Origin of the sequence: Candidatus Poriferisocius sp. (assembly GCF_965219775.1) — a bacterium.
Lineage (GTDB): Bacteria > Actinomycetota > Acidimicrobiia > Acidimicrobiales > Bin134 > Poriferisocius.
On sequence record NZ_OZ244793.1, the window covers coordinates 2,375,266 to 2,396,836 of the forward strand.

At 66.0% G+C, this 21,571-nt stretch carries 22 protein-coding genes, 1 tRNA gene and 1 pseudogene; 11 read left to right on the forward strand and 13 right to left on the reverse strand.

Annotated features, from left to right (window positions below):
* Positions 1–12: 12 nt before the first annotated feature.
* Both larC and larB read right to left on the reverse strand, forming a co-directional pair.
* The gene (larC, locus tag ACOQPQ_RS10670; protein ID WP_420639415.1) at positions 13–1,200 is read right to left on the reverse strand and encodes a nickel pincer cofactor biosynthesis protein LarC; all 1,188 of its coding nucleotides are present in this window, start codon (positions 1,198–1,200) and stop codon (positions 13–15) included.
* Positions 1,193–1,969 (reverse strand): nickel pincer cofactor biosynthesis protein LarB, encoded by a 777-nt coding sequence (gene larB / locus ACOQPQ_RS10675; protein ID WP_420639416.1) that lies wholly within the window; start codon positions 1,967–1,969, stop codon positions 1,193–1,195. The genes larC and larB overlap by 8 nt, the downstream gene beginning before the upstream one ends.
* A gap of 81 nt (positions 1,970–2,050) precedes the next feature.
* Between larB and pheA the strand changes: the two genes are divergently transcribed.
* From pheA to ACOQPQ_RS10705, 6 genes are all read left to right on the forward strand, one after another.
* Positions 2,051–2,998, forward strand: a complete 948-nt coding sequence (gene pheA, locus ACOQPQ_RS10680) for a prephenate dehydratase (RefSeq protein ID WP_420639417.1) — start codon at positions 2,051–2,053, stop codon at positions 2,996–2,998.
* A 70-nt stretch (positions 2,999–3,068) separates the two neighbouring features.
* Entirely contained in the window at positions 3,069–4,295 is a 1,227-nt protein-coding gene (locus ACOQPQ_RS10685; protein ID WP_420639418.1) for an LLM class flavin-dependent oxidoreductase, read from the forward strand.
* Positions 4,285–4,914: a TetR/AcrR family transcriptional regulator gene (locus ACOQPQ_RS10690; protein ID WP_420639419.1), complete on the forward strand. Its 630-nt coding sequence runs from the start codon at positions 4,285–4,287 to the stop codon at positions 4,912–4,914. The genes ACOQPQ_RS10685 and ACOQPQ_RS10690 overlap by 11 nt, the downstream gene beginning before the upstream one ends.
* Before the next feature lie 106 nt (positions 4,915–5,020).
* A complete protein-coding gene (locus ACOQPQ_RS10695) occupies positions 5,021–5,734 on the forward strand; it encodes an SDR family NAD(P)-dependent oxidoreductase (protein ID WP_420639420.1) in 714 nt (237 codons plus the stop codon).
* The gene (locus tag ACOQPQ_RS10700; RefSeq protein WP_420639421.1) at positions 5,731–6,963 is read left to right on the forward strand and encodes a CaiB/BaiF CoA transferase family protein; all 1,233 of its coding nucleotides are present in this window, start codon (positions 5,731–5,733) and stop codon (positions 6,961–6,963) included. Before ACOQPQ_RS10695 ends, ACOQPQ_RS10700 begins: the two co-directional genes overlap by 4 nt.
* A complete protein-coding gene (locus tag ACOQPQ_RS10705; protein ID WP_420639422.1) occupies positions 6,960–7,760 on the forward strand; it encodes an inositol monophosphatase family protein in 801 nt (266 codons plus the stop codon). Before ACOQPQ_RS10700 ends, ACOQPQ_RS10705 begins: the two co-directional genes overlap by 4 nt.
* A gap of 17 nt (positions 7,761–7,777) precedes the next feature.
* Here ACOQPQ_RS10705 and ACOQPQ_RS10710 read toward each other — a convergent pair whose 3' ends face one another.
* The 11 genes from ACOQPQ_RS10710 to dnaA form a co-directional block, all read right to left on the reverse strand.
* Positions 7,778–8,749, reverse strand: coding sequence for an NAD(P)-binding domain-containing protein (locus ACOQPQ_RS10710; protein ID WP_420639423.1), 972 nt, complete (start codon positions 8,747–8,749; stop codon positions 7,778–7,780).
* Between the two features lie 19 nt (positions 8,750–8,768).
* On the reverse strand, positions 8,769–8,906 hold the full coding sequence (locus ACOQPQ_RS10715; RefSeq protein ID WP_420639424.1) for a hypothetical protein: 138 nt from the start codon (positions 8,904–8,906) through the stop codon (positions 8,769–8,771).
* A gap of 56 nt (positions 8,907–8,962) precedes the next feature.
* Positions 8,963–9,036: transfer RNA gene (locus tag ACOQPQ_RS10720), tRNA-Ile, on the reverse strand.
* A gap of 17 nt (positions 9,037–9,053) precedes the next feature.
* Complete coding sequence (locus tag ACOQPQ_RS10725) at positions 9,054–9,587, reverse strand: DUF3566 domain-containing protein (protein ID WP_420639425.1); 534 nt, start codon at positions 9,585–9,587, stop codon at positions 9,054–9,056.
* Complete coding sequence (locus tag ACOQPQ_RS10730; RefSeq protein WP_420639426.1) at positions 9,563–9,994, reverse strand: hypothetical protein; 432 nt, start codon at positions 9,992–9,994, stop codon at positions 9,563–9,565. The genes ACOQPQ_RS10725 and ACOQPQ_RS10730 overlap by 25 nt, the downstream gene beginning before the upstream one ends.
* Before the next feature lie 46 nt (positions 9,995–10,040).
* Entirely contained in the window at positions 10,041–12,542 is a 2,502-nt protein-coding gene (gene gyrA / locus ACOQPQ_RS10735) for a DNA gyrase subunit A (protein ID WP_420639427.1), read from the reverse strand.
* Positions 12,539–14,545, reverse strand: a complete 2,007-nt coding sequence (locus ACOQPQ_RS10740) for a DNA gyrase/topoisomerase IV subunit B (protein WP_420639428.1) — start codon at positions 14,543–14,545, stop codon at positions 12,539–12,541. The genes gyrA and ACOQPQ_RS10740 overlap by 4 nt, the downstream gene beginning before the upstream one ends.
* Positions 14,546–14,733: 188 nt before the next feature.
* On the reverse strand, positions 14,734–15,054 hold the full coding sequence (locus ACOQPQ_RS10745) for a DciA family protein (RefSeq protein WP_420639429.1): 321 nt from the start codon (positions 15,052–15,054) through the stop codon (positions 14,734–14,736).
* A gap of 4 nt (positions 15,055–15,058) precedes the next feature.
* The gene (gene recF / locus ACOQPQ_RS10750; RefSeq protein ID WP_420639430.1) at positions 15,059–16,144 is read right to left on the reverse strand and encodes a DNA replication/repair protein RecF; all 1,086 of its coding nucleotides are present in this window, start codon (positions 16,142–16,144) and stop codon (positions 15,059–15,061) included.
* A gap of 7 nt (positions 16,145–16,151) precedes the next feature.
* Entirely contained in the window at positions 16,152–17,246 is a 1,095-nt protein-coding gene (gene dnaN, locus ACOQPQ_RS10755; protein ID WP_420639431.1) for a DNA polymerase III subunit beta, read from the reverse strand.
* A gap of 241 nt (positions 17,247–17,487) precedes the next feature.
* The gene (gene dnaA / locus ACOQPQ_RS10760) at positions 17,488–18,903 is read right to left on the reverse strand and encodes a chromosomal replication initiator protein DnaA (protein WP_420639432.1); all 1,416 of its coding nucleotides are present in this window, start codon (positions 18,901–18,903) and stop codon (positions 17,488–17,490) included.
* 311 nt (positions 18,904–19,214) lie between these two features.
* On the opposite strand from dnaA, the gene rpmH reads away from it, so the two are divergent.
* From rpmH to ACOQPQ_RS10785, 5 genes and pseudogenes are all read left to right on the forward strand, one after another.
* The gene (gene rpmH, locus ACOQPQ_RS10765) at positions 19,215–19,349 is read left to right on the forward strand and encodes a 50S ribosomal protein L34 (protein ID WP_420640395.1); all 135 of its coding nucleotides are present in this window, start codon (positions 19,215–19,217) and stop codon (positions 19,347–19,349) included.
* An 8-nt stretch (positions 19,350–19,357) separates the two neighbouring features.
* The gene (gene rnpA / locus ACOQPQ_RS10770) at positions 19,358–19,690 is read left to right on the forward strand and encodes a ribonuclease P protein component (RefSeq protein WP_420640396.1); all 333 of its coding nucleotides are present in this window, start codon (positions 19,358–19,360) and stop codon (positions 19,688–19,690) included.
* A gap of 32 nt (positions 19,691–19,722) precedes the next feature.
* On the forward strand, positions 19,723–19,995 hold the full coding sequence (gene yidD / locus ACOQPQ_RS10775) for a membrane protein insertion efficiency factor YidD (RefSeq protein ID WP_420639433.1): 273 nt from the start codon (positions 19,723–19,725) through the stop codon (positions 19,993–19,995).
* The gene (locus tag ACOQPQ_RS10780; protein WP_420639434.1) at positions 19,988–21,193 is read left to right on the forward strand and encodes a YidC/Oxa1 family membrane protein insertase; all 1,206 of its coding nucleotides are present in this window, start codon (positions 19,988–19,990) and stop codon (positions 21,191–21,193) included. The genes yidD and ACOQPQ_RS10780 overlap by 8 nt, the downstream gene beginning before the upstream one ends.
* Before the next feature lie 2 nt (positions 21,194–21,195).
* Positions 21,196–21,300: pseudogene (locus ACOQPQ_RS10785) on the forward strand (protein jag); the annotation flags it as partial.
* Between the last annotated feature and the right edge of the window lie 271 nt (positions 21,301–21,571).

The following is a 21,571-nucleotide window of genomic DNA, read 5'->3' on the forward strand; positions in this document are numbered from 1 at the left end:
CCGGCCTGATGACTAGGCCACCGGCTCGTCGTCGCCCCGGCGGCGCCACGCCTCCTCGGCCAACGACACCACCTCCCGGGCGGGCATCCCCAACAGATTGGACGCCCGCACCGCCTCGTCGTGCTCCACCTTGACCCGACCGGCGCTCACCTTGACCCGCACCCGGCGTCCGTGGACGTCCACCTCCTGGTCCAGGCGCGACCGGGGCCACCGTTCCATCAGTCGGCCCCGCACCCCCAACGAGCCGGTTTCCGCCGCCAGCGTCGCCGCCACCTGTTCGCCCAGCGCGGGATCGGCCAGGGCACTGACCGTGTAGGCCGGGCGCCCCTTCTTCATCACAATGGGGGTGATCCAGGCATCATGAGCCCCGGCATTCAGCAACTCGGCCACCGCGTGCGCCACCGACTCCCCGGTGGCGTCGTCCACGTTGGTCTCGAACAACATGACCGGCTGACCCTCCGGGCGGGACGACGCCGTGGTGCCGATCACCACCTGCGTCAGGTTGGGGCGATCCTCCAGTTGGTTGTCGCCGGCCCCGAATCCGCTGGCCACCACGGTCATCGGGGGCATGGGGCCCCAGCCGGTGGCCAACGCCGACACGATGGCCGCCCCGGTCGGGGTGGTCAGCTCCAACCCCACGTCCAAACCGAACGTCGGACAGCCCACCAGCAGCTCGACCACCGCCGGGGGCGGGTTGGGGAGCCGCCCGTGGGCGCTGCGGATCATGCCCCGGCCACAGGCCACTGCGCTGGAGTGGACCTCCTCGATGCCCAGGACTTCGAGCGCGGCGCACGTGCCCACCACGTCGATGATGGCGTCCAGCCCGCCCACCTCGTGAAAGTGGACCTGTTCGGGCGGGCGGCGATGCAGCTTGCCTTCCGCCCGAGCCAGGGCGTCGAACACCGCCAACGCCCGATCGGCCACCCGTTCCGGCAACCGGGCTTCGCCGACCAGGGCATTGATGTGGCTGGCGGTGCGCACCACCGACGTCTCGCTGCTGATCACCCGCACGTCGGTGGCCGCGATGCCTCCCCGCTGCGTGGGATGAGCCTGCAGATCCCAGCCTCCCACCGGCAACAGCTCGCAGATCTCCCGCACCTCGGCCACGTCCGCCCCGGCGTCGATCAACGCCCCCAGGGCCATGTCGCCGGCGATGCCGCTGAAGCAGTGAAACCACCCCACACGGGCGGGCTCAGCCATTGGTCACCTCCTTCACCGTGGGACCGCGCTGTCGAGCGGCCAGCAGCCGCAGCGCCGCGCACGCCGCCCCGAAGCCGTTGTCCACCCCGACCACCGTGATCCCGGCCGCACACGACGACAGCATGGCCAACAGCGCCGTCACCCCTTCCAGCGACGAGCCGTACCCCGCGCTGGTGGGCACCGCCACCACCGGGGCCGGGGTCAGACCCCCCACCACCGAGGCCAACGCCCCTTCCATTCCGGCCACCACCACCACCGCATCGGCCCGCACCAGCGTCTCGGCGTCACCCAGGAGTCGGTGGAGACCGGCCACCCCCACATCCAGCAGTCGCTCCGGTACCACGCCGTGGGCCGCCAGCACCACCTCGCACTCCTCGGCCACCGGGAGATCGGCGGTGCCCGCGGCGGCCAGCACAATGTGGCCGGGCCGCGTCGGTGCCGGTCGCCACACCACCGTGGTGCCCTGGCGTTTCCCCTCGGGATTCACGGCCAGGACCGCCTCGGACTGCTCATCCGTACATCGGGTCAACAACACCGGCCCGCCCGGCTGCCCCAGCAACTCACTCACGATGGCGCGACACTGTTGAGGCGTCTTGCCCGGCCCGTACACCACCTCGGCCAGACCCTGGCGGAGGCTGCGGTGGTGATCCACCCGGGCGAACCCCAAGTCGGCGAAGGGCAACTTGCGCAGCACCCGCACGGCGTCGTCGGCCGACACCGTGCCGTCGCGCACGTCGGCCATCAGTTGCCGCAGGTGATCCTCATCCACCGCTCGGTCCCGTCCTTCACCATCGTCCCTGCAATTTACCCACCGCTTTCCCCCGACCCGGTACCACTATCCTGCCCTTTTGTGACGAATACGGCCCGGACACCGGCCTCTGTGGCCTACCTGGGCCCACCGGGCACCTTCACCGAGGAAGCGCTGTTGACCCAGCCCGATCTGGCCGCCGCCGACCACCGGCTCTGCCGCTCCATCCCCGAGGTGCTGGAATACGCCACCGACGGCCGGGTGGACTGGGGTTTCACCGCCATCGAGAACTCCATCGAGGGCACGGTCAACGTGGCCCTGGACGCCCTGATCTTCGAGCACAATCTGCTCATTCAGCGGGAGGTGGTCATCGACATCCGCCTCCACCTGCTCGGCCTGCCCGGCGCAACAATCGACCGGATCGGCCGGATCTTCAGCTTTCCCGTGGCCACCGCCCAATGCCGCCGCTACCTGAACAAGCACTTCCCCCACGCCGATGAGGCGGCGGCCAACTCCACCGCCGCCGCCGTCCGGGACCTGGCCGACTCCCACGACCCCACCAGCGCGGCCATCGGCACCGCCCTGTCCCAGAAGCTCTACGGCTTGGAGTTGTTGGCCACCGACATCGAGGACCATCCCGACAACCAAACCCGCTTCGTGGCGGTGGCCCCCACCGGCGTGCCCGCCCCCACCGGACACGACAAGACCTCCATCGTGGTGTTTCAGCGGTCCGACCGGTCGGGCTCGTTGATGGGGATCCTGGCCGAGTTCGCGGCTCGCTCCATCAACCTCACCAAGCTGGAGTCGCGCCCCACCAAGAAGGCGCTGGGGGACTATTGCTTCCTCATCGACTTGGAGGGCCACGTGGCCGACCCACTCGTGTCCGACTGCCTGACCAGCATCGTGGCCAAACACGGCGAGGTGAAGTTCCTGGGCTCCTATCCCACTTCCACCAGGGGCCACGACGACCAAACCGCCGCGGTGGCCTCGGCGTGGGCCGATGCCCAGCGTTGGATCGAGGAACTGCACCGCCAGGTGGACCGACCCTGACTTGACAGTTCTAATAGCATCCATTAGAACTGGTCTCGTCCACTGACTCGACCAACCTTCGGAGGAGACCATGGAGTTCGGCGTTTTCCTGAACGGCTACATTCCCGGGCCGGCGGCCCACGACACCACGGCCGAGCACACCGCCTTGATGCGCGAGGCCCACTACGCCATCACCGCCGACAAGTACAACTGGAAGTACGCCTGGTTCGGTGAGCATCACTGCCTGACCGAGTACAGCCACATGTCGGCACCCGCGCCGGTGATGGGCTACGTGGCCGCCAAGACCGACCGCATCCACCTGTCCACCGGCATCACCAGCCTGCCCACCGCCAAGGAACACCCGGTCCGGATCGCCGAGCGGGCGGCCATGCTCGACCACATCACCGAGGGTCGCTTCGAGTTCGGCACCGGTCGGGGGGCGGGCAGCCATGAGGTGGCCACCTTCGGCGGGTTGACGCCTCCCGAAACCAAGTCCATGTGGGACGAGGTGATCCGCGAGATCCCCCGCATGTGGGAGCAGCGGGATTATGACTTCGAGGGAGAGCACTTCTCGGTGCCCAAGCCCCACAACGTGCTGCCCAAGCCCCACGGCCAGGGCCATCCGCCCATTTGGGTGGCCTGTGGCAACCCTCCCACCTTCGCCAAGGCGGGTTCGCTGGGCATCGGGGCCATTGCCTTCAATTTCGAGCCCATTTTCGCCCTCCAGGATCGAATCGACGCCTACAAGGAGGCCATCCAGAACCCCGTCGAGCAGATCGGCCAGTTCAAGAACGACAACGTCATGATGACCAACGCCGTGGTCTGCCTTGAGGACCGGGAGCGGGCCCGGGAGATCGCCAAGACCAAGGGCCGGGGCTACCTGGTCACCATGGTCAACCTCTACCACGACACCATGCCCAAGTCCCCCGACGCCATCACCTGGCCTTCGCCCCCGATGCAGATCGATTGGACCGACGAGATGCTCGACGCGGCCATCGACGGCGGCTACATGCTGTGCGGCAACGCCGAGGAGGTCTGCGAGCAGGTGGCCCGCTACCAGAAGGTGGGCTGCGACCAGGTGGTGTTCGGCCTGCCCGGCGAGGGCATGGAGCACGAGGAGATCGAGGAGATGCTCGAGGTCTTCGGTACCAAGGTCATTCCCGAGTACGACACCGACCCGGTCCACTCCACCGACCGCTACCGGGCCACCGCCCAGCGGCGCTATCCCGATTTCCAGCATCCCCTGCCCGACGGCATCAACGTGGAGCTCATCCCGGAAACCGCCCTCTTGCCCCTGAGTTACGGTAGTGCCGCGTGACGCCACCGAGACTCGCAGCCGACTGATCGCCGAGGCCGAGCGCCTCTTCGCCGACCAGGGCATCTGGCGGGTCCGGGTGCAGGACATCGTGGCCGCTGCCGGTCAACGCAACAGCTCCGCGCTCACCTACCACTTCGGATCCCGTCGTGGGGTGCTCGACGCCATCCTGGCCGACCACGGGGAACCCATCGACCGGGAACGGGGTGAGGTGTGGACCGCTCTGGACGACAACCGAACACCGGCGCTCATCGAAGCGCTGATCCGGCCCTTGATCCGCCGGCTGTCCACCCCCAGCGGGCGCTGCTACCTGCGGATCGTGGCCCAGCTCAGCGCCGAGTTCGGCCGCTGGAATCTCGACCCCACCCACGTACCCGCCCACCTGGACACCATCCTGCGGCGACTGCGAGATCGGCCGCCGGTGGAGAGCCCGGCCCAGCAGGATGAGCGGGTTCTGGGCATGATCCAGTTGATGATCTCGTCGCTGGCCGAGCGGGCCCGGTGCATCGAAGCCGGGGAGCCACTGGCCACCACCGAGGACGTCTACCAGGCCAACCTGGTGGACATGTTGGCCGGGGTCATCGAAGCCCCCGCCCGAGCCCTGGCCGTCACCCGCCCCTGACCGACAGGGCCGTCTTGCAGGCGCACCCGACGCCCGCCCCCGAACGGGCAGGGACATTGGCGGCTTCGATGCCCGACTGATCGGTCCCATGGGCAATGCTGGGGCCATGAACCGATTTCAAGACAAAGTCGCCATCGTGACCGGCGCGGCCTCCGGCATCGGTCAGGCCACCGCAGCCCGTCTGCGATCCGAGGGGGCCACGGTGGTGGGCGTCGACCGTGACCCGGTGTCGGACGTGGATTTGGCCATCCAGTTGGACCTGCTGGACGTGGCCGCCATCCAACCGGCGGTCGATCAGGTGATCGCCGCCTACGGCCGCATCGACGTGTTGTGCAACATAGCCGGCCTCGGCCACTTCATCCGCGATGAGGAAGAGACCCTCGAGGGCTGGAACCGGACCATCGGGGTGAACCTCACCGGCACCTACTTCATGTCCACCGCCTGCCTCCCCCATTTGATCGAGTCCAAGGGCGCCATCGTGAACACCGCCTCCACCGCGGGCACCAACGCCCAGCCCTGGAGTTCGGCCTACTCGGCGTCCAAGGGCGGGGTGATCGCCCTCACCCAGACCATGGCCATCACCAACGGGAAGACGGGCGTCCGGGTCAACTGCATTGCCCCCGGCGGCGTGGAGACGCCGATCACCGAGCAATTCCTTCCCCCCGACGACGTGGACTTGGCCCTGATGAACCGCATCCTTCCCTTCGACCGTATGGGCCGGCCCGCGGAGCTGGCCGCCGCCTTCGCCTTCCTGGCCGGTGATGACGCAAGCTATTGCAACGGAATCATCCTTCGAGTGGATGGAGGAATGCAGGCATGAGCCACTCAGCACCGCCCCTGGCCGGTCTCCGGGTGATCGAGAGTTCGCTGCTCGGACCGGGGTTCCTCACCACCTTCTTGTCCGACCTCGGGGCCGACGTCATCAAGGTGGAACCGCCCCAGGGCGATTACATCCGCCAGATGACGTGGCCCATCGTCAACGGTGTGTCCCTGTTGCACCTGCACACCCACCGCGGCAAGCGCAGCATCGTGTTGGATCTGCGCCAACCCGACGGGGTGGAGCTGTATCTGGACCTGGTTCGCAACGCCGACGCCGTGGTGGAGGCCATGCGTCCGGGCGCGCTGGAGCGTCGGGGCCTGGGGTTCGAGCAGCTCAAGGAGGTGAACCCCCGCATCGTGTTCGCCACGATCAGCGGTTACGGCATGACCGGCCCCTACAAGGACATGCCCAGCCACGGCATCGCCTACGACACCTGGGCCGGACTCATCCCCCCCGACTACGACGACGACGGGTTTTGCCGCATCCCGGAGATGCCCAACATCGGCATCAACGTGGGGCCGCTCATCGGCGCCCTGGCCTTGTTGTCGGGCATCATCCGAGCCCGTTCCACCGGAGAGGGCTGTCGTCTGGAACTGGCCCAATCCGACGCCGCCGCCTACATGGACTGGTACCGGATCGAGACGTGGCGGGCCTACGAGCGACCCGCCGACGAGGTCACCGGCAACCCCGCCGACAACTACGAGCGCCGCGCTCCCGGCCTGGCCGGCATGTGGGAGGGGGTCCGCTACCAGATGTACGAGTCCTCCGACGGACACGTGCTGTTCATGGCCTCCGAGCAGGCCTTTTGGCGCAACTTCTGCGAAGCCCTCGATCGTATGGATCTCTTCGACCGCTGGCCGGGGTCCAAGTACGCCGACCACGCCCGGGGCAACATGGAGTTGCAGCGGGAGCTGCGGGAGATCTTCCGCACCAAGACCAGCGCCGAGTGGTTGGAGTTCGGCGACCGGGTGAACACCCCCATCGCCCCGGTCAACAACGCCAAGACGGTGGTCGACGACCCCCAGTTCCAGGACCGGCTCCCCCTGTTTTCCGCCGAACAGTTGGGGTGCGAGCAGCTTCCCCTGCCGGTCCGGTTCTTCGACGAGGAACTCCCCACCCCCACCCACGCGCCCACGGTCGGTCAGCAGACCGATGAGGTGCTGAGCGAGGTGCTCGGACTCAGCGAGGAGCGCCTGGCCCGACTGCGTGACGAGGGCATCCTGGGATGACCGACACCGGCAGCCCCCCGCCGGTGAACCAGGAACTGCTGGACGAGGCCGTCCACCTGACCCGAGAGGCGGGTCGGCTCACGCTCCGGTGGTTTGCCGACCACGAGTTGTCCGTGCGTCGCAAGGACGACGGGTCACCGGTGACCGACGCCGACCAGGCCGCGGAGACGTTTCTCCGGGAGGAGTTGGCCACCCGCTTCCCCGACGACGCCATCGTGGGCGAGGAGTTCGCCGACCAGCAAGGCTCCTCGGACAGGACCTGGATCATCGACCCCATCGACGGCACCCGCAGTTTCGTCCGGGGGGTTCCCCTGTACACCACGTTGCTGGCCATGTTCGACGGTCACGGGCCCGCGGCGGGCGTGGTGGCCGTTCCCGGCCTCGACGAAGCGGTGTGGGCCGGACGGCAACGGGGTTGCTTCCACAACGGTCGTCGGTGCCGGGTGAGCACCCAATCCGACCTGGGTCGGTCGTACGTGAGCGCCTCGGGGTTCGAGTGGTGGCCCGACGGCGCCTTCGACCGGGTCCGCCACCGAGAACCCCGGATGCGAACGTGGGGCGACGGGTACGGCTACGTCCTGGTGGCCACCGGGCGGGTGGAGGCCATGGTGGATCCGGGGCTCAACCTGTGGGACATCGCCCCCATGTTGGTGGTCATTCCCGAAGCCGGTGGCCGCATCACCACCTGGTCCGGCGGTACCGACGCCGGTGCCGGCGACTGGCTGGCCACCAACGGCGCACTGCATTCCGAACTCTTGTCCCTGCTGTCGCCCCCACCGTCGGATCTCACCGGCTGACCGCCGAGGACTGGGCACTAGCTGCCGGAGAACACCTGGGGGGTCACCCCGTTGTCGGCCAGAACGTCCAGGAACTCGGTAGCCTCCACCACTTCGGCCAATCCCATCGCCCCTCGCTGGTCCACCCGACCCCGCTCGATGAGGGTGATCACGCTCAACAGCACCGCGGCGGTGGCCTCACCGGGGGGTGCGGAGGCTCCCATGATCCGCCCGCTCCACCGGGGGCCCCGGCGGCCCCGCACCTCCACCCGTACCGCCCCGACTTTTCCCTCCGGGTGCGGGGGCCGCAGCATGGGCAACCACGAGCTGAACCGATCCCGGCGGGTGGCCGCCATTCGGGCGGTGATGCGCTCGGCGCCACCGAACCGTCGCACCAACAGCAAGGGATCGGGAAGGGCGGCCCGATAGCAGTCGGCCCCGTCCACCGGATCGGGGAACCAACACAGCTCCCGCCCGGTGCCCCCCGGGCGGGACCGCCAACCCCGCCGCCACTCCAGTGCCGACGAAGCCAGCGCCCGATGATGCTGGCGGGCGCACGCCGGGCCCCCCGTGCCGAACTTGGCCACGTGTACCTCGCTCACCTGTTCCAGGTCGCCCGCCGCCCGCACCGCCAACACGTCGCTCAGTCCGGGGGCCATACCCACCCCGGCAACCACCAGTCCTTCTTGCCGGCGGGCGGCGTCATCCAGGTCCAGCAACTGTTTCACGTCCGACACCGAGTCGGATGTGGCCAGCACCACCCGTCCCCGGCCCATGAGACGGCGGGCCAGACGACCTTGGCTCCCCGCCGCCGTGGCCAACACCACCACGTCGGCCGGGTCTTCGAGTCTGCCCACCGTCACCGGGGCTCCGCACTCCTCGGCCACCTGCCCCGCTCGCTCGGGGTGACGATCCACCACCGTCAACCGGGTGATGGACAGGGGGGACGCCACCAAGCGCTCCACCAGGCCCGCGCCGACCACACCGGTGCCGACAACCAGGATGTTCACGTTGGGGAACCGGACCGGATCAGGAGGTCTGGCCCCCACTCAACTGTCGCCAGCCCCCCGATTGGGGCGGCACACCCCCGGTTCCCCGAGCCCGCAGGATCGCAGCGATGGCCGCGGCACCGGCCAGCGCGATCAGAGCGCGTCGCAGAATCTTCACGCGCCCCATCCTAACGAATCGTCACCAAGGCGCAACCGGCCCGCCCGGTCGCCACGTGGGGCTAGCTGGATTCGAACCAGCGACCTCACCCTTATCAGGGGTGCGCTCTAACCGACTGAGCTATAGCCCCGAGCACGGCTCGTCAGCCTACTTTCGGGGGTTCCACTCAGGCCAACGAAATCGCCGGGCCCGGGTGCGGGGCCGCTGCCGAGCCGTCTCCTCCTCGATCACCGTGATCCTCATGCCCCCGGTGAGGTCGCTGATGAGATTGAACAGCACGCACAACAGCACGTTGAAGAACGTGCCGGCCACCACCAGGACCAGTCCGCCCACAGCCAGCCCCCGGAAGATCTGCCCGGCGTTGAACTTGAACTCCTCCAGCGCGAACAGCTCCTCGATGAACGATTCGGTGTCGTCCACCGTGCCCGAGCCCACGGCCACACTCCACAGCATGACCCCGGCCAACATCACGATCACCCACAGGCACAGGTAGAAGATCAAGGAGATCTTCAGCGCCGACCACGGTTCGATGTGGCGAATCACCCGGCGGACCTTGCGGGCCTGCAACCGAACTGCTCGCCGGTACTCCCTGGGGGTGACCCTCACCGGCTGGTGGGCCACGGCCTGACTCGGCGCCGGGGCAACAGGCGGGTCGCTCACCCGACCGGGGTCGATGGACACGACTCGAAGTGTACGGGATCGTTGGCGGAATCCCGGTGGCACTGCCACCATCCCTCGGGGCGGTACTCGGCCCGGGCCACCGCGGTGGCCGCGCCGAGACGCACCACCACTTCGGTCTGGAAGTCCTCGCGGATCGACGACACCACCGTGGCCCCGTTGGCCGCGGCCACCGTCGTGGCGGTGTGTGGCTCAGCGGCGGCGGCCATGGCCACCACGTCGGCCACCGCCGTCACCCGCGCCCGACGAACGGCGTCCGCCCCCAGTTGGCCCATCAGCCCTATCGCCATGGCCAACACCCCCACCATTGCCGCGGCCACCACCGAAATCGAACCCCGCTCGCTCGTGAGCCGTCCCGAGGCACGCGACAGTGCCGCGGCCACCACCGAATTCCAACCCCGATCGCCCATGGCCCTACCTGTTGTGGTGTGGATGCGGGGGAAGCGCGGACCCAGGCTACTCCGTCTGGTCGTCCCTCTGGTCGCCCACGAACACCGGGGCGATGGCAACCATGGTCTGATCATCGGGCACCGTCATGATCCGCACGCCCGCGGCGTAGGGACCTTGCTGGGACACCGACGCCACCGGCATTCGGATGGTGACCCCGTTGGAGGCCACCGCGAACACCTCATCGGTGGCGGCCACCACCCGAGCGGCCACCACGGCGCCGCGTTCGTCGGACAGCTTCATGGCGATGTTCCCCTGCCCACCCCGATGCTTGGCCACAAAGTGATCCAGATCCAGTCGCTTGCCGAAACCCTGGTCGGTGGCCACCAGCATCTCGTCGCCGGGGTGAACGGCGCTGGCCGCCACCACCCCGTCCTCGCCGACCAGCCGCATCCCCCGCACGCCCGCCGCCGATCGACCCATGGATCGCACCTCGGACTCGGAGAACCGCATGAGCCGCCCCGAGGCGCTCACCAGACAGACGTCGTCGGTGCCGCTGGTGGGCAACACCCGCACCAGCTCGTCACCCTCCCGCAGGTTGATGGCGATGAGCCCCGCGGAGCGGGTCTTGTCGTACTCCAGGAACCGGGTGCGCTTCACCATCCCGCCGCGGGTCACGAACAACAGGTACCGCATGGTCTCGTAGTCGCGGGTGTCGATGACCGCCGAGACCGTCTCGTCCGGGGCGAGCTGCAGGAGGTTCACGATGGCCATACCCCGAGCGGTGCGACTGGTACGGGGCACTTCGTGAGCTTTGATGCGGAACACCCGTCCTCTGCTGGTGAAGAACATCAGATAGGCGTGGGCGGTGGTGTGAATGAGGGTCGAGATGTAGTCCCCGTCCTTCAGATTGGCCCCGATCACCCCCTTGCCGCCCCGGCTCTGGGTCTTGAACTCATCGGGCACCACCGTCTTCACGTAGCCGGCCGCGCTCAGGCTGAACATCAAGTCCTCGTCGTCGATGAGGGCTTCGATGTCGATCTCACCCTCATCGGCCAGAATCCTGGTGCGGCGTTCGGTGGCGTGGCCCGTCCGCACCTCGTTCAGTTCTTCTCGGACCACCGACCGAAGGGTGGCCTCGTCGGCCAGGATGGCCTCCAACTCCGAGATCAGGGCCCGCTTCTGGGCCAGTTCCTCGTTCAGTTCCTGGCGGCCGAGTTGCGTGAGTCGGCCCAGCGGCATGTCCAGGATGTGATTGGCCTGGATCTCGCTGAACGCGAACTGCTCACCGGTCAGCGTCGCCCGGGCGGCCGCCCGGTTCTCCGAGCTTCGGATGGCGGCGATGATCTCGTCGATCATGTCCACCGCCCGGACCAGCCCCTCCAGGATGTGCTCCCGACGGCGAGCCTCCTCCAATCGGAACTCCGTCCGGCGGCGGACCACCTCCTCCTGGTGACGCACGTAGGCCACCAGACATTCCCGCAGGGTCATGGTCCGGGGCACCCCGTCCACCAGGGCCACCATGTTCACCGTGAAGTTGGTCTGCAGCGGTGAGTGCTTGTACAGGTTGTTGAGCACCACCAGCGCCGGAGCGTCCCGCTTCAAGTCGAACACCAACTTGGTCCGGCCCTTGGCCGATTCGTTGTGAATCTGACGTATGCCGTCCACCGCCCGCCGGTTGACCAGGTCGGCCACCTTTTCCTCGATGATCTCCGCGCTGGTCTGGTACGGAATCTCGGTCACCACGATTCGCGTATTGGCGCCGTCCTCGACGATCTCCGCCGCCGCTCGCACCTTGATCGCCCCCTGGCCGGTGGTGTAGGCGTCCCGAATCCCTTGATGACCCATGATGCAGCCTCGGGTGGGGAAGTCCGGTCCCTTCACGAACTGCATCAGAGCCTCGTTGTCGGCGTCGGGGTTCTCCAGCAGGTGGTTCACCGCGTCGACCACCTCACCCAGGTTGTGGGGGGGAATGTTGGTGGCCATCCCCACGGCGATGCCCTGGCTGCCGTTCACCAGCAGGTTGGGAAAGCGCGACGGCAACACCAACGGCTCCTGCTCGGTGGCGTCGAAGTTGTCGGTGAAGTCCACCGTCTGCTCGTCGATGCCGTCCAGCAACCGCATGGCCAGCTCGTCGAGGCGACACTCGGTGTAGCGCATGGCCGCCGGAGGATCGTTGGGAGAACCGAAGTTGCCGTGAGGATCGATCAACGGGTGACGCAGCGAGAAACGCTGGCCCAGCCGCACCAACGCGTCGTAAATCGCCTGGTCGCCGTGGGGGTGGTATTTGCCCATCACGTCGCCCACCACCCGGGCGCACTTCACGTGGGGTCGGTTGGGTCGGTTGCCCTGGTCGTACATGCCCCACAGGATTCGACGGTGGACCGGTTTGAGGCCGTCGCGCACGTCCGGCAGCGCCCGAGCGGTGATGACCGACATGGCGTAGTCCAGAAACGACTGCTCCATCTCCGTTTGGATGTCGATGTCCTGGACGGTGCCGGTGGGAGCGGCACCTCCGTTCGCTTCCTCGGGCCGGCCCGAATCCTCCGGTGGGGACTCCTCGGGGCTCATATGTCGAGAAAGCGAACGTCCTTGGCGTTCGTCTGGATGAACCGCTTGCGTGACTGCACGTCCTCGCCCATCAACTTGGAGAACACCTCGTCGGCGGCCGCCGCCTGTTCCACCGACACCCGCAGCAGTGTTCGCTGTTCCGGGTCCATGGTGGTGGACCACAGCTCGTCGGCGTCCATCTCACCCAGGCCCTTGAGGCGTTGGAACTCGGCGCTGTGCTTGGGGTTTTCCGCCAAGAACGCCTCTTTGGCGTGGTCGTCCTTCAGGTAGATCTTCGAGCGCCCCACTTCGGTGGAATACAGCGGGGGCTGGGCAATGTACACATGGCCCCCCACCACCAGCTTGCGCATTTGCCGGTAGAGAAACGTGAGCAGCAACGTACGAATGTGGCTGCCGTCCACGTCGGCGTCGGCCAGCAGGATCACCTTGCCGTAGCGAATCCGGGACGTCAGCTCCGGTCCGCCATTGTCCGCGCTCGTGTCCCCGTTGTCCGAACCCTGGTCGCCATTGGAACCCATGTGGTCGAACTCATCGCCGAAACCGGCCCCGATGGCGGCCACCAACGCCTGGATTTCGGTGTTGCGGAGCATTCGGTCGACCTGGACCCGTTCCACGTTGAGGATCTTCCCCCGGATGGGCAAAATCGCCATCGTCCGGGGGTCACGAGCGTCCTTGGCCGAGCCGCCCGCCGAGTTTCCCTCCACGATGAACAGCTCGCATTCATCCCGATTGGTGGACGTACAGTCCACCAGCTTGCCGGGAAGCCCGGCACCGTCGAGGGCCGACTTTCGCCGGGTTGCGTCCCGGGCTTGGCGAGCGGCCAACCGGGCCTTCTGGGCCTGGAGGCACTTGGTGACCATGCGGCGGGCATTGGACGGGTTCTCCTCCAGCCATTCGGCCAGCTTTTCGTTGGTGGCCCGCTCCACCAACGAGCGCATCGACGTGTTGCCCAGCTTGGACTTGGTTTGACCCTCGAACTGTGGTTCCCGCAACCGGACGCTGACGATGGCGGTCAACCCCTCCCGGATGTCCTCCCCCGCCAGGTTGTCGTCCTTCGCCTTGAGATGCCCCTTGGCCCGGCAGTAGTCGTTGACCACCCGGGTGAGGCCCTTGCGGAAGCCCTCCTCGTGCATGCCTCCTTCGACGGTGTTGATGCCGTTGGCGAAGGAATGCAAACCGTCGGTGTTGTAGCCCGTGTTCCACTGGAAGGCCACTTCCACCTCGTCGCCGTCGGCCTCCTGGGCAAAGAACCCGATCTCGTCGAAGAGGGCCTCCTTGGAGCTGTTGACCTCTCGGACGAAGTCGGCGATGCCGTTCTGGTAGCAGTACACCGTCCAGTCGGCCCCCACGGTGCCGTCGGCCCGCAGGTCACGGAACTTGATCTCCAGGTTGCGATTCAAGAACGCCATCATCTGCAGACGCTCCAGCAACGCCTGCGCCCGGAACCTCACGTCGTCGAAGATGGATTCGTCGGGCCAAAACCGAACCGTCGTGCCCGTCCGGCCCTCGGGGCTGTCCCCGATCACCCGCAAGTCGTTCTCGATCTCACCCCCGTCGGAAAACGACATGGTGTGGCGCTGCCCGTCCCGGTCGATTTCCACCTCCAACCGTGTCGACAGCGCGTTCACCACCGACACCCCCACCCCGTGCAGGCCCCCCGACACCTTGTAGCCGGTACCCCCGAATTTGCCGCCCGCGTGCAGGAGGGTGAGCACCACGGCCACCGCGCTCATCTCCGGGTGCTGGGGATGGGGGTCCACGGGAATGCCCCGGCCATCGTCTCGAACCTCGCAGCCGCCGTCGGCCAAAAGGGTCACCTCGATGGTGGTGCAGTAGCCCGCCATCGCCTCGTCCACCGCGTTGTCCACCACCTCGTAGACCAAGTGGTGGAGTCCGGTGACCGAAGTGGAGCCGATGTACATGCCGGGACGCATGCGGACAGCGTCCAAGCCCTCCAGAATGGTGATGTCTTCGGCTCGGTAAGACTCGGACGTATCCGTCACGACCTGGCTTTTCTGCCCGGCGCCGCGGGCCTCGTGGTTGGGGTGGGTTGGTGCTCCCGTCGCGCTTCCCGATCGGAAATCCCCCTGTCAAGGGCACCGGCGAGGGCACCGCCTCCGATGCCGTTATTCTACCAGTTTTCCGGCCCGGATTGACTCACCGAAGGGCTGCTTCTCCGCCGGTTGCGCCCCTATCGGCGACGCACCCTGACGGTCACGGTGGTCACCGCTTCCTTCCCGGCAACGGCGTTGATTCGTTCCATGAGTTCGGCCCCGAAGAACCGCATCTCGGTGGCCCACGCCGGGTCGTCCACCGCCACCACCAGTTCGCCGTCCACCAGCCGCACCGGCGTGGTCTCCTGGGCGATGACCGAGCCCACCAGCTCGTCCCAGTTGTCGAACACCATACGCAGCACCGACGCCGATGGCGTGCGCAACCGGTCGGCCAACTGATCCAGGGCCTCCCGCAATCGCCGGGGGCCGGTGTGCTCGGACAGTCGTTCCCACACCATCCCCTCAGGCCTCCCGTACCACGCGGCCGTCAGCCACTCGGAAGAGGGCACTGTGGGCAATGCCGGGAGGAAGCGAGCCCGCGGTGGTCAGCAGCGTCTGCTCCGACTCGAGGGCGCCCAGCACCCCCCGGGCCCGTTCCTCGTCCAGTTCCGAGAACACGTCATCGAGCAGCAGCAGCGGCCATTGGCCGGTGGCGGTGGCCAACTCCTCATGGACGGCCAACCGCAACGCCAGGGCCAAGGTGCGTTGCTCCCCTTGTGAAGCGTGGGTGCGGGCCGGCTGACCGTGCAGGGACACCACAAGATCATCCCGGTGAGGCCCCACCGAGGTTGCCCCCCGACGCAGATCTTCCTGGCGAACCTCGCAGAGGGTGTTCCGCAGTTCCCCGGAAACCCACGCCGACGAATAGGCCAGCTCGACCTGGCCGGTGCTCCCGGCAATCCCGGCGCATACATTGGGGACCCGCGCCGCCAGTCGGGCCACCACATCCTCCCGGGCCCGGCGCAGTTGTTCCCCGGCGTGAGCGAGCTTCTCGTCCCACACGTCCAACGTCACCGCCGCGTCCGCATCCAAGCGACCCCTGACTTGTCGGAGCAGCGCGTTCCGCTGGCGGAGCACACCCTCGGTCTCGCTCCTCACCCCGTCCAGGCGAGGATCCATCTGGGCCAAGGCTTCGTCCAGAAACTGGCGGCGGGCCGCCGGTCCTCCCTTGATCAACTCCAAGTCCTCCGGCATGAAGATCGACACCGGCAACAGGCCCAATAGTTCCCGGCGACGCACTCGTTGCCGGTTGACCTGCATCTGCGGTCGACCGCCCGCCCGCAGAGCGGCTTCCACCAGGATCTCCCTGCCCTGGCCCACGAACTCGCCTCGTGCCACCGCCGGAGACTCGTCCTGGCGGTGACCGATCAGGGCGTCGGTGGAACGGACCCGGAACGACGCCATCGTGGCCAGAAAGTACACCGCCTCCAGCAGGTTGCTCTTTCCCTGTCCGTTGCGCCCCACAAAGACGCTGGTCCCTGCGGGCAATTCCAGGTCCAGGCCCGCGTAGTTGCGAAAGTCGGTCAACCAAAGGTGTTGGAGTTGCACCCCTCCGTCAATTGATCCGTACCGGCATCAGAAGATAGAGGAACTCCTCGTACTCCGGTGCTCGAATGACTGCGGGCTTGAGAGCATCCACGGTGTGCAGGACGATCTCCTGACCTGGTGCCGCCTCAGCACCGTCCAACAGATACTCGGGGTTGAAGGCAACCACCAGATCCTCACCCTCAAAGCTGGCGTCAACGGTTTCGTTGGCCCGGCCGACATCTTGCGTCGTTGCCGACAAATCCAAGCCGGTCGCGGACATGTCCAGTCGGATTGGCGTCGAATCCTGGGCCATCAACCGTACCCGCTTCACCGCATTGATGAACTCCTCCCGGTTCACCGTCAACCGGTTCGGTTGGTGTGACGGGATCAGTCCCTGATAGCTGGGGAAATCCCCCTCGATCAACCGGGTCATGATGGTCACGGAGTTCAACGAGAATGACGCCTCGCGCTCGCTGAACCGCACGCTCACCTGCTCGACATCGCCCAGGAGACGAATGACCTCCTGCAAAGCCCGTGATGGGACGAGCACGCTCTGCTCCGAGCCCAACACCTCTAGGCCGGGCAGATCACACAAGGCCAGACGGTAGGAGTCCGTGGTCACCAGCCGGAGGCCGGCCTCCTCGGCGGCCAAGAGAACGCCGGTCAGCACGGGCCGTGACTCGTCAGCCGAAGCCGCCCTCACCACTTGTCGCAAGGCCGTCAACAGCCCCTCCGCCCCGATGACCACCGAGTCTCCCTCCACGTCGGAGATCTGCGGGAAGTCCTCGGCCCCCATCGTCTGGAGGGAAAACTCCGATCGGGCCGACTCGATGTGGATCCCCTCCTCGTTCACCGCGACGTTGACCGAACCTGCTTCCAGGGAGCGAACCACATCACCGGCCAACCGGGCCGTCACCACTGCCTCCCCGTTCTCTCCACCGGCCACGGTGAGGTGCTTCCGGATGGTCAGCTCACGATCGGTAGCGGTCAATGCCAAGTCGTCGCCATCGAGTGACAGATGGACCCCGGACAAGACCAATTGGTACCCCCCGCGGGTACCGGCTGCTCGTCCCACCACAGCCAGGGCATCCAGCAGGGCATCTCGTTCACATCGGAATTTCACAGGTGGACTCTCTTTCCTCTCTGATAGCTATATATTTTACTGCTGTCAGCAGTAGGTGTGTGGATATGTGGAGAACCCGCATCTCTCCTGGTCACATGCGGTTTTCTTCTCGGTGGAATTTCCCCAAGAGTGGGGACGCAAGCCTGGCGAATGCCTGAGCCTGTGTACCAGGGCGGCACCATCCACAGGATTAGCGACGTTTTCCCGAATTCCTCCGCCACTTTGTCCCCAGCTCGTCGGGCTATGCATTCTTGATCCGTTGAATGAGTTGGGTGATTTGATTGAAGGTCTCCGGTTGCTCCCCCATCTGGCGGGTGATCTTCTGCACGGCGTGGATTGCTGTTGTATGGTCACGGCCCCCGAAGACCCGAGCAATATCGGGATAACTCAAGTCGGTCAATTCCCGAAACACATACATGGACACCTGGCGAGCCTTTACCAAGGGACGTTGCCGTCGCGGTCCCACGATGTCCGCGACGGCAAAGCCAAAGAGTTCCGACGTTGCGGCAAGAATCACGTCGGCCGTGATCAGTTGGGGTTCCCGGCGGGCGGTAATGTCCCGAAGGACGAACTGAGCCAGTTCAAGATCAAGCTGCATTTTGTTGAAACTGGCGTAGGCCGTAATCCGAGTTAGGGCTCCCTCCAGCTCGCGGATATTGTCCTTGACGTTGCTGGCAATGAATGTCAACACTTCGTCGTCTATGAAGAAATTGGATTGCTCAGCCTTCTTTCGGAGAATGGCAAGTCTGGTTTCCAGATCTGGGGCTTGTATATCGGTGAGCAATCCCATCTTGAAGCGGCTGGTCATCCGATCTTCCAGAGTAGGGATGGCGTCGGGGGGGCGATCGCTGGTCAGGACAATTTGCTTGTTGACCTCGTGCAGGGAATTGAACGTGTGAAAGAACTCCTCCTGGAGACCTTCCTTGCCTTCCAGGAACTGCACATCATCCATGAGCAGGACGTCAACTTCACGGTAGGCTCGCTTGAATTCACTCCGCTTGTTGGTGCGGATGGCGTCCACAAATTGGTTGAGAAAGGTCTCAGTGGAAACATACACAACACGGCTGATAGGGTGTCGGTGATCGTCGACATAATGGCTCTTGACATAGTGGCCAATGGCCTGGAGAAGGTGCGTCTTGCCCAAGCCGGCATGTCCGTGGACAAAGAGGGGATTGTAGGACTTGCCAGGGGTTTCCGCCACGGACAAGGCCGCCGCGAGGGCAAAGCGGTTGGATGGCCCGGTGACGAACTTGTCAAAGGTGTAGTTCGGGTGAAGCGCCGTAGTGGCTTTGCGGGTGGGCGGAGAACTCTCGACTTCGGGAAGAACGACAGGTGGCGCAGGCTCCACCGTATGGGGTTCGTCTCCGTTGGTGTTGGTCTCTGCGCTGATCTTCAGGGTGATGTGGGTCGCATTGGAACTGGCCAACGCGTTCCGCAGAACCTCAAAGTACTCCCCCTCGAGACGGTCCTTGATAATGGCATTGGGAACCGTGAGTTCCAGGACATCTTCCTCGAATGATGTGGGTCTTGCGGGGTTGAAGGTGGACTGCCAAACCGCATCCGGCACTTGGGCTCGAATGTTGTTGGCACAGGAGGACCAGAGGAGTGTGGCTGACACCATGCTATCGGAAACCCCATCACTTTCGATCAGCGTCATCCACATATGTGCATAAATTGTGGATAACTGGCAGCGTTCTATTGCGCCCACTCAAGCTGGCACCACCTCGACTGGAGGGCCGCACTGTAGCACCTCGCCGGCGGTCCTGCACGGGCTGGTTGGCGAATAGTCGCAGGTCAGAGGCCTGTGTGGACAAAGTTGCCATTGTCGTTGAGGGTGGGAATCAGGACGGGCTGGTCCATTGGTTGTCGCGATCTGGCGGGAGGCCGTAGCGTAGAGGTGGATCGGCGCCGGATTGCCGTCGATCCAGCGGCTCCTGGCCAGGGGTCGGGTCGCACCTGGAGGTACCTGTGAAGCGTACATATCAGCCGAATGTGCAGCGACGAGCTCGGCGGCACGGATTTCGGCACCGAATGAAGACGAGGAGCGGGCGAGCGATTGTCAACGCCCGCCGGCGCCGTGGTCGTCAAAGGTTGTCGGCCTGATCGAACCGATTCGGGAACGTTCGGCGTTCAGTCGCCTGACCACCGAGGGGATCCGCACCGACCATGACCGGTTGTGGGTGCGCCATGTGCCGGATCCGTCGTTGGCTGCAGCCCACGTGGCCTACGCCATACCCCGTCGAGTGGGAACAGCGGTGAAGCGGAACACCATCCGCCGTCGTTTGCGCGCCCTGGTGCGGGACCGGGACCGGGATTGTCCGACGGGCCTGGCTCCGGGCCTGTATCTGATCGGAGTTCATCGCTCCGACGGGCGGTGTTCCTACGCTGACCTGCGGGTTTCCCTGGCGGCCTGCTGGTCTCGGCTGGGCGCCACGGCATCGTGACCACCCGGCACCACCTCCGTGGCGATCCTCCGTTGACGCCGGCGGCCCGGCTGGTGCGGGGTTTGATCGTGGGGTACCAACGGGCCACCGACCATCGGCCCAGCCCTTGCCGTTACGTGCCCAGTTGTTCCTACTATGCGGTGGAGGCCGTGGAAGTCCACGGGGCCCTCAAGGGTACCTGGCTGGGGTTGACCCGACTGTTGCGGTGTCGACCAGGGGGACCGTCGGGTTGGGATCCGGTACCCGACGAGCACGGCCGCCGGGCCCCCGACCCGACCGCCGAGGAGGTGCCAACCGGTGTTTGATGCTCTGTTCGACGGCCTGGCCTGGCTGTTGGCCATCTACTACTCCTTGGGCGAGAGCTACGGCATCGCCATCATGCTGTTCACCCTGACGGTGATGCTGCTGCTGACGCCTCTCACCTTCTACACCACCCGATCCATGCTGCGAATGCAGGCCCTGCAGCCCCAGGTGAAGAAGATCCAAGCTCAATTTCAGGGCGACCGCCAGCGGATGAACGAAGAGACGATGCGGCTCTATCAGGCCAACAGCGTCAACCCCCTGGGGAGTTGCCTGCCCATCATCGCCCAGCTCCCGGTGTTTTTCGTGCTCTTTCGACTCATTCGCGGTCTCACTCGCCGGGTGAGTGATTTGGGCACCTACGCGGGATGGCGACTGCCGTTCGGCGAGAACGCGGTCCCCACCCCGGACTTTCCGGAGCGGACCTTCAACCCCGAGTACCTGGCGGCCGATTCCGACATGCGGGTGGCCCTGGAGAACGACACGGAGATGAACTTTCTGGGCATGGATCTGTCGTCCAGCCTCACCGATGCCTTTCGGGATTCCTTCTCCACGTCACTGCCGTTTCTCCTGCTGATCATCCTCATCGGGGTGACCAGTTACGTCCAGCAGCGTCAGATCGCCGGGCGACGCGATCCGGACACCCCGGTGAACCCGCAGCAGCAGATGATCATGAAGCTCATGCCCTGGTTCCTGCCCATTATCTCCATCGGCTTCCCGGCGGGCCTGAACTTGTACTTCGTGAGCTCCAACATCGTGCGGGTGGGGCAGCAGGCGGTGATCACCCGCCGGATCTACCGGCCTCACCAGGAACGCCAGGCTTTGCTCAAGGGCACGGAGGATGACGAGGAAGAACTACCGCCGGTGGAACCGAGCCCTCGTCCGTCGCCTCGGTCTCGGGCGTCGGGCCCGGACCACGGCCGCCGCCGCCCGACGTCGAGGACCCCGCCCCAACGACGCACCGACAGCCGTCGCACGACCACCAAACCGGCGGAGTCACGACCGCCATCCCGAGCGGCCAAGGAGACCGAACCGAAGAGCGCCCGCGAGAAGAATGGCCGGACGGCCCAGGCCAAGACGGACAAGGGGCAAGAAAAGGGACAAGCAGCGCCGGCCAGTCGGGCGACCGCCCGAACCACCCAGAAGGGTCATCAGTCGCATCCGACGGCCCAGCGACGCCGCCGGAAGAAGAGGAGAAGGTAGCCATGGAGTGGCTGGAAGTCACCGGAAAGACCATCGCCCAGGCCGAGGAAGTAGCCCTCGATCGGCTGGGGGTGGACCGAAGCGAGGCCGAGTTCTCGGTGATGGATGAACCGAAGTCCCAGCTCTTGGGATTGCGGAAGACCGACGCTCGGATCAGAGCCCGGGTTCGACCCGCTCCTCCCCGTGAGCGCCAGAAGCAGAATCGACGGACGCCGCGCGGCCGAAATCGCCAGCGCGGCCGTGAAGGGGGTCGGGGTGACGGGAGGCAGGACGGACGCCGAGGCGGTCAATCCGATCAGAATCGGCAGAGCCAGAATCGGCAGAGCCAGGACGGTCGCAAACAGGGTCGCCGGAACGGGGACAATCAGGCCCAGGACG

Excerpts from the sequence above, each read along its gene's own strand:
- ACOQPQ_RS10700 (WP_420639421.1), top strand. The coding sequence starts at position 5,731 with ATGAGCCACTCAGCACCGCCCCTGGCCGGTCTCCGGGTGATCGAGAGT.
- ACOQPQ_RS10705 (WP_420639422.1), top strand. The coding sequence starts at position 6,960 with ATGACCGACACCGGCAGCCCCCCGCCGGTGAACCAGGAACTGCTGGAC.
- ACOQPQ_RS10745 (WP_420639429.1), bottom strand. The coding sequence starts at position 15,054 with ATGGTGTGGGAACGACTGTCCGAGCACACCGGCCCCCGGCGATTGCGG.
- gyrA (WP_420639427.1), bottom strand. The coding sequence starts at position 12,542 with ATGAGCCCCGAGGAGTCCCCACCGGAGGATTCGGGCCGGCCCGAGGAA.
- ACOQPQ_RS10730 (WP_420639426.1), bottom strand. The coding sequence starts at position 9,994 with ATGGGCGATCGGGGTTGGAATTCGGTGGTGGCCGCGGCACTGTCGCGT.
- ACOQPQ_RS10685 (WP_420639418.1), top strand. The coding sequence starts at position 3,069 with ATGGAGTTCGGCGTTTTCCTGAACGGCTACATTCCCGGGCCGGCGGCC.
- ACOQPQ_RS10695 (WP_420639420.1), top strand. The coding sequence starts at position 5,021 with ATGAACCGATTTCAAGACAAAGTCGCCATCGTGACCGGCGCGGCCTCC.
- dnaA (WP_420639432.1), bottom strand. The coding sequence starts at position 18,903 with ATGACGCTGATCGAAAGTGATGGGGTTTCCGATAGCATGGTGTCAGCC.
- larC (WP_420639415.1), bottom strand. The coding sequence starts at position 1,200 with ATGGCTGAGCCCGCCCGTGTGGGGTGGTTTCACTGCTTCAGCGGCATC.